Annotated in this window: 7 protein-coding genes; 4 read left to right on the forward strand and 3 right to left on the reverse strand. The window is 41.2% G+C overall.

Going from position 1 to position 11,583, the window contains the following annotated elements; genetic code table 11:
* Positions 1 to 94: 94 nt before the first annotated feature.
* A complete protein-coding gene (gene purL, locus IL356_RS11875; protein WP_121848799.1) occupies positions 95 to 3,787 on the forward strand; it encodes a phosphoribosylformylglycinamidine synthase in 3,693 nt (1,230 codons plus the stop codon).
* A gap of 68 nt (positions 3,788 to 3,855) precedes the next feature.
* Here the strand turns inward: purL and IL356_RS11880 are convergent, their stop codons facing one another.
* Together IL356_RS11880 and IL356_RS11885 are read right to left on the reverse strand one after the other, a co-directional pair.
* Complete coding sequence (locus IL356_RS11880; RefSeq protein ID WP_121848798.1) at positions 3,856 to 5,160, reverse strand: DUF6623 family protein; 1,305 nt, start codon at positions 5,158 to 5,160, stop codon at positions 3,856 to 3,858.
* 10 nt (positions 5,161 to 5,170) lie between these two features.
* Positions 5,171 to 5,455 (reverse strand): hypothetical protein, encoded by a 285-nt coding sequence (locus IL356_RS11885; protein WP_162987882.1) that lies wholly within the window; start codon positions 5,453 to 5,455, stop codon positions 5,171 to 5,173.
* Positions 5,456 to 5,852: 397 nt separating this feature from the next.
* On the opposite strand from IL356_RS11885, the gene IL356_RS11890 reads away from it, so the two are divergent.
* Positions 5,853 to 6,305, forward strand: a complete 453-nt coding sequence (locus IL356_RS11890) for a GNAT family N-acetyltransferase (RefSeq protein ID WP_121848796.1) — start codon at positions 5,853 to 5,855, stop codon at positions 6,303 to 6,305.
* Between the two features lie 48 nt (positions 6,306 to 6,353).
* Here IL356_RS11890 and IL356_RS11895 read toward each other — a convergent pair whose 3' ends face one another.
* Complete coding sequence (locus IL356_RS11895; RefSeq protein WP_225621473.1) at positions 6,354 to 8,954, reverse strand: DUF6923 family protein; 2,601 nt, start codon at positions 8,952 to 8,954, stop codon at positions 6,354 to 6,356.
* Between the two features lie 228 nt (positions 8,955 to 9,182).
* Here IL356_RS11895 and IL356_RS11900 point away from each other — a divergent pair, with 228 nt between their 5' ends.
* Together IL356_RS11900 and IL356_RS11905 are read left to right on the forward strand one after the other, a co-directional pair.
* Complete coding sequence (locus IL356_RS11900; protein ID WP_121848795.1) at positions 9,183 to 10,955, forward strand: AMP-dependent synthetase/ligase; 1,773 nt, start codon at positions 9,183 to 9,185, stop codon at positions 10,953 to 10,955.
* A gap of 142 nt (positions 10,956 to 11,097) precedes the next feature.
* Positions 11,098 to 11,565, forward strand: coding sequence for a MarR family winged helix-turn-helix transcriptional regulator (locus tag IL356_RS11905; RefSeq protein WP_121848794.1), 468 nt, complete (start codon positions 11,098 to 11,100; stop codon positions 11,563 to 11,565).
* The last annotated feature ends 18 nt before the right edge of the window (positions 11,566 to 11,583 follow it).

Genomic DNA, 11,583 nt, shown 5'->3' on the forward strand with positions numbered 1-11,583 from the left:
ATTTGTTGTTGATACTGTTAATTTTTCTTCTAGAAGCTTTCACCGAAAAGCTGTAAATTTGTGCTTTCTTAAAAACTATCAATCCTAAGATTCAATGGTTCTTTTTTTCGGTAATGCCAATACCAAAGTTTTCGCTGTACAGGTCTCCAGCGAACTTTCGCAAGAAGACATTAATAAACTTGTTTGGTTGTTCGGCAACCAACCTATCATAAACACGGCGTCTATTGACGCCTTTTTTGTTGGCCCGCGGGCAGCAATGATCACCCCGTGGAGTACCAATGCGACCGAGATAACCCAAAATATGGGCGTTACCGGTGTTGTTCGAATTGAGGAGTTTCAATCGGTCAAAAAAGACTTTACCGATTTTGACCCGATGCTATCTCAAAAATATCAGAAGCTAGATCAAGATATTTACGACATACATGTGGTTCCTGAGCCGATTCTTGAAATCGATGATATTGCTGCCTATAACGAAAAAGAAGGTTTGGCGCTAAGCAGCGAGGAAGTTGATTACCTCAACGATCTTTCTAAAAAGATGGGGAGAAAACTCACTGACTCCGAAGTTTTTGGCTTTAGCCAAGTAAACTCTGAGCATTGTAGACACAAAATTTTCAATGGCACTTTTGTCATCGACGGTCAAGAAATGCCTTCGTCGCTTTTTAAACTGATCAAAAAGACCTCTCAGGAAAACCCGAACGATATTGTTTCGGCCTATAAAGACAACGTCGCCTTTTTAAAAGGGCCGAAAGCAGTACAATTTGCACCTAAAAGTGCCGATAAACCTGATTTTTATGAGGAGAGAGAATTTGAATCGGTTATTTCCTTAAAGGCTGAAACCCATAACTTTCCTACCACTGTGGAACCTTTTAACGGTGCCGCTACGGGATCGGGTGGTGAAATTCGTGACCGTTTGGCCGGTGGTAAGGGATCGTTGCCTTTGGCGGGTACCGCAGTTTACATGACCGCTTATTCCAGACTTGAAGAAGAAAGACCGTGGGAACAGAATATGAAAGAAAGGGAATGGTTATATCAAACCCCTATCGATATCTTAATCAAAGCCTCCAATGGGGCATCGGATTTTGGAAATAAATTTGGACAACCCTTGATTGCCGGCTCCGTTCTAACTTTTGAACATGATGAAAACAAAGAGTCCAATGAGGGCCATACTAATCCGAGAAGGCTTGGTTATGACAAGGTAATTATGCAGGCGGGTGGTATTGGTTATGGCAAAAATGACCAAGCGTTAAAAGAGAGTCCGAAAGAGGGTGATAAAATTGTAATTCTTGGAGGAGATAATTACCGTATTGGAATGGGCGGAGCTGCCGTTTCCAGTGCCGATACAGGTGAGTTTAGTTCCGCCATCGAGCTGAACGCTGTTCAACGCTCCAATCCTGAAATGCAAAAAAGAGCGGCCAATGCCATTCGAGGCATGGTCGAAAGCGATGAAAATACCATTATCTCCATTCACGACCATGGTGCCGGAGGGCATTTGAACTGTCTCTCTGAACTGGTAGAGGAAACCGGAGGAAAAATCGACCTAGATCAATTACCTGTGGGGGATCCTACCTTATCGGCCAAAGAAATTATCGGTAACGAATCGCAAGAAAGAATGGGTCTTGTAATCGGTCAAAAGAACATTGACCTCTTACATCGTATTGCCGATCGTGAACGTTCACCAATGTACGAGGTGGGCGATGTAACGGGAGATGACCGCTTTACCTTTGAATCAAAGACTACAGGGGTCAAACCAATGGACGTTAACCTTTCTGATATTTTCGGGAGTTCACCGAAGACCACTATGACCGATACAACGGTCAAGCGAACTTATAAAGAGCCTCAATATTCATTAGAGCATTTTCATGACTATTTAGATCAAGTTTTACAATTGGAGGCCGTGGCCTGTAAAGATTGGTTGACCAATAAAGTAGATCGCTGTGTGGGCGGCCGCGTGGCCAAACAACAATGTGCCGGACCTTTACAATTGCCTTTGAACAACTGTGCAGTAATGACCATGGATTTTAAAGGAAACAACGGTATAGCGACCAGTATCGGCCACTCCCCTATTTCTGGGCTTATCAATCCTGCAGCGGGCAGTAAAAATAGTATCGCAGAAGCCCTGACCAATATCGTTTGGGCGCCGTTGAAAGACGGCCTAAAGTCAGTTTCCTTATCTGCCAACTGGATGTGGCCTTGCAAAAACGAAGGGGAAGATGCGCGCTTGTATGAAGCGGTCCAGGCTGTTTCAGATTTTTCTATTGAATTAGGAATCAATGTGCCGACCGGTAAAGATTCCCTGTCAATGAAACAGAAATATAAAGACGGTGACGTTATTTCACCGGGAACGGTAATTATTTCCGCAGCGGCGCATTGCGATGACATAAAGAAGGTAATTGAGCCCGTTTTTCAAAAAAACGCCGGCGCCATATACTACGTAAATCTTTCGAAAGATTCGTTCAAACTTGGCGGCTCATCCTTTTCTCAAATTAGAAAAGCAATCGGTAACGATGCCCCTACTATCAATGATACTTCTTATTTCAAATCGGTATTTGAATCGATTCAAAAGCTGATAAGAAGTGGCGCCATAGTTGCCGGGCATGATGTGGCCTCTGGCGGATTGATTACTACATTACTCGAAATGTGCTTTGCCGACTTAAACTTGGGTGCCAATCTTGATCTTACAGATCTTCAAGAAAATGATACTATCAAACTTTTATTTTCTGAAAACTCTGGAGTCGTTTTTCAGCTCAAAGATGAAAAAGCTGAAAAACTTCTTGAAGAACAAGACATTGATTTCATAAAAATTGGAGAGGTAAGTGATCAAGCCGTTCTAAGTATCAATAACCATGGGGTTCAAATGGGTCTGAACGTGTCTACATTACGTGACATGTGGTATAAAACGTCATACCTTTTAGATGAAAAACAAACCGCTAAAGGTCTCGCCAAAGACCGCTATCAAAACTATAAGAAACAACCTTTGGCATACACCTTTCCTTCAAACCCAAAGATAGACCTGACAGACTACAAGCCTTTTTCCGGTAGCAGGCCAAAAGCCGCCATTTTACGTGAAAAAGGAAGTAACTCGGAGAGGGAAATGGCCAATGCTATGTATTTGGCAGGATTTGATGTGAAGGATGTTCATATGACCGATTTGATTACCGGTAGGGAAACTTTAGAGGATATTCAATTTATAGGTGCCGTAGGCGGATTCTCCAACTCAGATGTGTTAGGAAGCGCCAAAGGATGGGCCGGGGCCATAAAATACAACGAAAAGGCAAATGCTGCTTTAAAAAACTTTTTTGCGCGACCCGATACGCTCTCTGTTGGTATATGTAACGGATGCCAACTTTTTATGGAGCTCGACCTTATCAATCCTGATCATGAAACGCACGGTAGGTTGACCTATAATGAATCGAACAAGCACGAAAGTAACTTTACCTCGGTACAAGTACAGGAGAACAACTCCGTTATGCTATCGAGCTTGGCCGGAACTACACTAGGCGTATGGATTTCCCATGGCGAAGGCAAGTTCAGTCTGCCCTATGAAGAGGATAAATACCAAATTGTTGCCAAGTATGGCTACGAAGGGTACCCATCCAATCCCAACGGAAGTAATTTTAATACCGCCATGATGTGCGATAAAACAGGAAGACACCTAGTTACAATGCCGCATATTGAGCGATCTATTTTCCCATGGAACTGGGCTCACTACCCAAAAGACAGAAACGATAGCGTATCTCCTTGGTTAGAGGCATTTGTCAATGCCAGAAAATGGGTGGAGCAACATTAAAAGTAATTACGAAAGCAACAGTTATAAAAGGCCACTGATTAAGGTGGCCTTTTTTGTTTACAAGACTCTTAATTGATTAAATCACAACCCGCAGCTACAAAATCCATTCTTCTTTCATTAAGGCTACCGGTTCCGAAAGAAACGCCTATCGAAATTCCGAGACCCCAATAGACCGATGGTTTATCGGCCACCCCGAATTTTTTGAACCAATTGTCACCAGACAAATTCAAATTATTGTGGGCCGCAATTTTGGTATATCCATCATAAATATGAACATGGTTGACCAAGGCTTTATTCGAAAATGTTCTGAACCTTAGAATGGCACATACAATTTTTAGCCTTTTTTGGTCCTTAATTACAGGAGTGGGCAAGGCAAAATGAAACCAATTAGTAGTATTGGGTTTCCCGTACAAATAGGTGTAAAATCCAGCTCTGGTGATTTGTTCCAACCGATCAGGAAACTCTACTTGAATACTGGTTCCATGAATCCATGGGGCACTTTCTATCGAATACCCCCCATAAATGGTTGTGATACCTGCGACGTCATCTCCATGTAGATATCTCATAGGCCCTGAATAGCTCGGAAACATTAAAGAACCGTTTACACTTGAATGCCTTAACCCAAGAGAATGGCCAAATTCGTGTGCAGCTACCGTGACCAAGTCCACTTTTCCTGAGCCTGTGGGTATATTTATCGTCCACGACTCGGCTTCATCAAAATGGGCATCTCCTGCCAAAGCGCCGGCATTTGGTGGCGGATAATAGGCATGGGCCAACACCCCTCCCGGCCCGTCAAAAGAAGAACCATCGCCATGAGGTCCCGAAACAAACTTGATACGAATATCGGCACTGGCGCTATTCGCGACTCGTCTAAAACTTAATGGAGTTTCAGCCGCCCATAAAGCAAAGGCCTGTTCAATTGCCTCATGAATGGCAGCTTGTGTCAACCCATTATCGGTGGTATAATTGTCAAAACCATAGGTCAGGTTCATAGTTGACCATTTATTGCCGTGGGTTGAGAACTCACCCAGGTCAGGCATACCACAACGTCTCGTATCTAACTCTTCTAAAGTTTCTTTGTCTAACTTACCCGTAATTTTCAGGCCGTGAAACTCTTGGTATTTTTTTAATGCCTCAACGGTGGCGGCATCCATAGTGCCCGGTTCTACATAAGAAGATTTCAGGCTCTCAAGGGCCGCGTCTTCCGGTTGTGGCGGACGATTGTTTCCGGTACCAAAGGCCGCATCGGACGGATTAAAATACCCGAATAACTGTAAATGTTTCTGTAGCTCGCTGATGTCCGTTGATTTCTGTGGAACATACTCCGCTTTTTTGAGCTTCTTTGTGCTCTTTTTTTCTGCAACTTCACTCATGATAAATGTTTTAGTTTTTGTTGTACAAATGCATGCTATCTAACTCCTTAAGAAGTAAAACTTGCTCACCTCCCATACGGGGTGGTGGCAAAGTAGGATCCTCGGTAAGTAAACCGGAGAAAACGACGCGTATTCCCGGTTTTTGAAGGTCTCGGGGAATCATTTCATTTTGGGCAGGTATACAGGTAATCTGGCCGTCGATAGTTTCTTTTTGGTGGTAGGTAATGATGAATTTTTGTAAATCTTCTCGATAATCAACCATACCTTGTTGTTCATCAACTCGTATTTCTTTCATGGCTTTGGTAGCTGAGATGGGTTTGTTGGTTTCTGATTTTCTTGTACCGCACCCCCATAGCAAACAGAGAAGAGTACAGTAAAAAAGCAGTGCTTTCACCTTAAATCGTTTTATGTTAGAATGTGTAAAATATCCCTACCTAGGAGGAACAAAAGAGGTATGGGCAGAGGTCGACAATAAGTAAGGCCTAAAAGAGTAAATCTTAAAAAAGGCTATTAAAAGTAATCTATTATTTACAGTTAAAAATGTTAAAGCCTACATTTTGTAATAAAACATGTGTAGATTGTAAGAATTTCGTTATTTCTCACCCTAAAAAATTTAAAACCGAAAAAACCAATCGATTTAAATCGATATTTTAAATTTCGATGTAATACAAGCAAATATTAAAGCAGGTCATATGAACATACGTAAAGCTGAATTAAATGATCTTTCAGAAATAGTGGCTCTTTTAGCCAATGACCCATTGGGTAGATTACGAGAAAATTTTGAAAAGCCATTACCGAAATATTATGTCAAGGCTTTTGAGGTTATTGAAAAAGACCCCCATCAATTTTTAATGGTGCTCGAAAATGTAGATTCTTCCATATTGGGAACTTTTCAATTGAGCTTTATACAATATTTGACCTATAGAGGAGGCATAAGATGTCAAATTGAGGCCGTAAGAATTCATCAAGACCACCGTGGTAGGGGCCTTGGAAAGTACATGTTTGATTGGGTAATTGAATTTGCAAAAGAAAAAGGGGCCCACGTAGTTCAATTGACCTCGGATAAAAATCGCACCGAAGCTCTTGAATTTTACAAACAACTGGGTTTTATGGCAAGTCATGAGGGCATGAAACTGCACTTATGAAAGAGCTAATTTTCATGCCCAACAATGAGTTTTGTAGGCCCCAATTTTCTATTTTATCATAATCTTATCACTCCAAATTCTATCATTCGAACTGGTAAGCTTATAAAGGTACAGTCCAGGGGAAAGGCTATGTTTTTGAATTGTAATTTTATTTTGTCCTTTTTGTGAATCACCGCTCATTTGATTCTGAACCATCTTCTTTCCCGTTAAATCATAAATTTCTAGCAGATAACTACCTGCTTTTTCCTCATAGAAATAGAGGTCTGCAGACTCTCTTACAGGATTTGGGAATAAAAGAGATTTATTGGTATCATCGAGAATAAAAGCTTTCGGTTGCTCTTTATTGTTGAAACTAACATTCTTGAGTTTTAAAGATTTGTCTTCTTCCGAACCGTTCTCGGCCAAAAGATTAAAATTAAGCACCCTAATATTCGAGAAATCGGTACTTTTTCCGTTCTTGGTGAAGTCATCAGTTGCTATAACATGCGTCTCCGTTTGAGCAGAAAGGTCGACCTTTGCGGAGTAGGTACTACCATCGCCCTTGGTTATTTTTACCTCAAGGGTTCCTGTACCTTCCGCCTCAAAACTTAACTTTCCGTATTCTGAAAGGTCAACCGCCGAAAACCTTGGGCTCAGTGCCCTGTAGACCCCAATGTAACTCGAAGTGCGACCGCTAAGCTCAATATTTCTTTCCACAGAATAACCTTCTTCCATAAACGGTTGGGTCGATTCAAGCACTTGATAGGTCTTAACCGTAGTACCTTCCGCGGAAGCATCAAGACCCCAAGGAGCATCAGCCACAAAAAGATCATCTGGTGTTCCGCCTTTGGTATTACTCACTCGAAAACCAAAATCGAAGAGACTACCTGTTTGTAACGATATGGAATCAAGATACCCATCGATAGGTGAACTGAACGACATACTTTCGGTTGAAAGCGTTTCCGTTCTTTTTAAGCCACCTTGAAGGTCTATTCCCCCCGATTTATTATTGTTAACTAAGTTCAACAGTACCTTACCGTTAGCATATTTGGCTGATTTAACAAAAACAGGAGGCGGCGTTGATGCCTTGTAATCGCTGATGGTAGCGCTTGCTTCTAAGAGGTTCAATATTTCATCGGCCAATGCCAAAAGATCATCGACTGTATTGGCCCAAATTTGGAAATTGTAGTACGATGAATTATCGGCATAAGCATCAATATTCCAATGCGATTCAATAACAAACTGACCTTGACCATCTATTCGGGCCGAGAACGATAAAGCGAATTCAGTAGCCCCGTCAGGTTGCTTGATAATCGACTTAATAAAGTCTTTTTCCCTTAGTTGAATATTTGAAACCGAAAGTAATTGGGCGCCTAAAAATCGGTCACAGATAAACTTGCTATGCTCATAAACCTTACTCTCGGTCTTTATGACCATCAAAGCACCAATATTATCGGAGCCTTTTAAATAATCAACGGAATAGATATCTGAAGCATTGGTCAAATCAAGTAAATCAGCTGGTGAAGATTCAATGGTGCTGGTTTCTCCTATTATATCAAGGGGAATGAGGTCTGCTAACGGAATAGCGTTTGCCGAATATTTACCACTTTTTCCGTAAGATGCTCCCTTTTTAAGCCTTTTAGCGGTTTTTTTATCAAACTTATAATTGGTTGCCGCCCTCTTATAATTTCTTTCACTGATCAAAGCGGATAAACGGTCGTTACTTTCAAGTCCTCCATCATTGGCACCCGAAGTTAGATTGATTTCCGGACAGGTGGCTACCCCTGAGCACGCCGGGTCATCACAGTCTACAAGACCATCGCCATCATCATCAAGACCATTGATGCAATCTTCTTGTGGTACAGGTGCCGTAGGGCATCGCGCACCATCATTAAGAGAAGAAGCAGGACCAAAAGCGAAAATATTGGATTGAATGAGGCCTCCTGCCAATATATTGTGCACATTATTAACTTTATAAACAGAACCGGTTTGGTTGGCAGAAACATAGAAGTTACCATCTACATCAAAATAGACGGCACCGAAAGTATAGTTGAGTCCGGAAAGTATGGGCACTACCCCTAAAGGAAGCACTACTCCTGTTTGTGCGTCAATTCTATAGAGAATGTTGGTGCCTTTTTCAACCGTATACAGCTTACCATCAACCGCATTAAAGGCCCAATCATGAATATTGATATTCTGACTTAGGGTGGTAGAACCAATAAACTCTAAATAGTTGTTCGATTCAGGATTCAGGTCAACGGCGTGATAAGTTGAAGAGCCTGACCTGAAATAATAAATACCGTCGATAGAAATATCTCCCACATACTTATTATTACTATCCGGTAGTTCCGGTATTGTATAAACATCCGTTGAAAAATTCTTACCTATTCTTACGATTGATTTGCTTGGGGTCGACAAATATCCCCAAATATATCCGTCGGCCGAGTTATAGGCCGCAGCGTTTATATTGCCCGGCGTTACATTTTCAGAAACTAGATAGGCACTGCCCGAGGCTAAATCTACCGCGTAAATATCGTTATATTGAAAAAGATAGGCATTGTAATCACATTCAAATGGCTCACCTTGCGCGTTTACATAATGGCTGCACAAAGCCGTAAGAGCCAAAAGATGGGTTAAAATGAAAGAGTTGCGAACGTAGTTTTTCATCATGCAATTCGGATTTAATTTAAATAATGTATTTTCCTACAAAAAATGAAATTATCACCTATAACAATAAGCATTACGATTTATTGTGAACAAAAATGAGATTACGATGAACTGCACCCCTCTTATCGATTAAATTCAAATATTCATACTAAAACAGCACTAATTTTGTTAATCCCGTTTTAAAATACCGCTCGCTTTTCATAATTTGCAACAGGTTAATAACAGCCGACTATGACAGATATCACTCTCCTTTTTGATTTTCCTTATTATCAATTGAAGAATTTCAATCTAGATAAATCACTGGTTACCAAGGTTAACGGACAATGGGTAGCTACTTCTACCCAAGAATATATTGATAAGGCCAACGCCATGAGCAGGGCCTTATTACGTATGGGCGTTGGGCCGAACGATAAAATAGCGGTCATAAGCATGACCAATAGAACCGAGTGGAACATAATGGATATCGGAATTTTACAGTTAGGTGCGCAGAACGTGCCTATCTATCCAACAATCTCCGAAGATGACTATGCCTATGTGCTCAACCATTCAGAGGCCAAGTACTGCTTTGTATCATGTCAGGAAGTGTATGATAAGGTCGCGGCTATCAGAGATCAGGTTCCATCACTAAAAGATGTCTACTCTTTTGATCAACTTACCGTTTGCAAAAATTGGAGTGAAGTACTTGAATTAGGAAAAGATACCTCCAACCAAGAAGAAGTAGACCGGTTAAAAAATGATGTAAAGCCATCCGACTTGGCTACCTTAATATATACATCCGGCACAACAGGTAGACCCAAAGGTGTAATGTTGTCTCATGACAACTTGGTCAGCAATGCCATAGAAAGCTCAAAACGCTTTCCTATAAAAGACGGACAGACCAAATCACTAAGTTTTTTACCGCTGTGCCATGTTTACGAAAGAATGCTGATTTATTTATATCAGTTCAGGGGGGTTACTATTTACTATGCCGAATCGCTAGATAAAATCAGTGAAAACCTGAAGGAAACCGGCCCGCATGTAATGACAGCCGTCCCTCGGTTATTGGAAAAGGTCTATGATAAAATTCTGGCTAAGGGAACAGAGCTAACAGGACTTAAAAAGAAACTTTTCTTTTGGGCCATCGAAATCGGACTTCAATACAAACCTTATGGTGAAAATGGTCGGCTATATGAGCTAAAACTCGGAATCGCCCGAAAACTGATTTTTAAAAAATGGAAGGAGGGATTAGGCGGCAACCTTATGTTGATAGCATCGGGTAGTGCTGCATTACAACCTAGATTGGCTAGAATATTCAACGCCGCCGAATTCGGACTCATGGAAGGCTATGGGCTTACCGAAACATCTCCTGTTATTTCGGTCAATGATATGCGAGACGGAGGATTTAAAATTGGCACCGTGGGTAAACCTATTGCCCGCACCGAGGTAAAAATAGCGGAGGACGGTGAAATATGCATTAAAGGTCCGCAAGTTATGATGGGCTATTACAAAGACCCCGAGCGAACCGCCGAAGTAGTCATCGACAATTATTTTCATACAGGCGATATCGGAGAAATAGACCAAGAAGGGTTTCTTAAAATTACGGATCGTAAAAAAGAAATGTTCAAAACCTCTGGCGGCAAATATGTGGCCCCGCAACTTCTTGAGAACAGGTTCAAGCAATCTCGTTTTATTGAACAAATCATGGTGGTGGGCGAAGGTGAAAAAATGCCGGCTGCACTTATTCAACCCGATTTTGAATATTTGAACGAGTGGGCAAAAGCGAACCAAATTACAATTCCTGAGAACTCAGATATTATTCTGAATGAAAAGGTATTGGATCAATTTCAAAAAGAAGTTGATGAGGCCAACGAAAAGTTTGCCAAATGGGAAAAGGTCAAACAATTTAGGTTAACACCCGATGTGTGGAGTATTAGCGAAGGCCACCTCACCCCTACCATGAAACTCAGAAGAAAAATAATTAGAGAAAAGTATCAAGAGCTATACAATGATATTTATGGGCATTAAGATGTCCCCCTCCCATAATTAAAATGAATTATCATCAATAATTAAAAGCGGAAAGAAGGCCGTAACAGTTAAATATTTTTTCATCATTTTATTATGCGTGCATAATAAATTTTTATATATTTGGATAACCTAAATCCAACCGATGAAAGATATTACTATTGACTACGCGCTGCGTGCGACCTGGCAAGCCGTAGCTCGAATGTATAACGAAGAGGCAAAAAAATTCGGTTCAACAATGGCCGTTGGCTTTACCCTTTTGAGTATTGACCCAAAAACAGGAACGCCCTCTACATCATTGGGTCCGAAAATGGGAATGGAAGCCACCAGTCTCTCTCGCATTTTAAAGAGAATGGAAGAACAGGGTTTGATAGAAAGAAAACCCAACCCTAAAGATGGTCGAGGGGTTCTTATTCATCTAACCGATTTTGGGCTGGAAAAAAGAACCGACTCTAAGAATGTCGTTTTGCGATTCAACGAAGCGGTACGGTCAAAAGTTTCGCAAGATAAACTTGACGGCTTTTTTGAGGTGATGGATTCGATTAACGAGATGATTGCTGAAAAGAACGTACAAAATACTGACAAAACAATTAACGGTCATAAACCTGAATGACCTCTTAACCTATAAACA

This window comes from Euzebyella marina, assembly GCF_014855515.1.
GTDB classification, from domain to species: domain Bacteria; phylum Bacteroidota; class Bacteroidia; order Flavobacteriales; family Flavobacteriaceae; genus Euzebyella; species Euzebyella marina.

Bases quoted from the DNA above. Each gene is read 5' to 3' on its own strand.
- purL (WP_121848799.1), top strand. From the start codon at position 95: ATGGTTCTTTTTTTCGGTAATGCCAATACCAAAGTTTTCGCTGTACAG.
- IL356_RS11880 (WP_121848798.1), bottom strand. From the start codon at position 5,160: ATGAGTGAAGTTGCAGAAAAAAAGAGCACAAAGAAGCTCAAAAAAGCG.
- IL356_RS11885 (WP_162987882.1), bottom strand. From the start codon at position 5,455: ATGAAAGAAATACGAGTTGATGAACAACAAGGTATGGTTGATTATCGA.
- IL356_RS11890 (WP_121848796.1), top strand. From the start codon at position 5,853: ATGAACATACGTAAAGCTGAATTAAATGATCTTTCAGAAATAGTGGCT.
- IL356_RS11895 (WP_225621473.1), bottom strand. From the start codon at position 8,954: ATGATGAAAAACTACGTTCGCAACTCTTTCATTTTAACCCATCTTTTG.
- IL356_RS11900 (WP_121848795.1), top strand. From the start codon at position 9,183: ATGACAGATATCACTCTCCTTTTTGATTTTCCTTATTATCAATTGAAG.
- IL356_RS11905 (WP_121848794.1), top strand. From the start codon at position 11,098: ATGAAAGATATTACTATTGACTACGCGCTGCGTGCGACCTGGCAAGCC.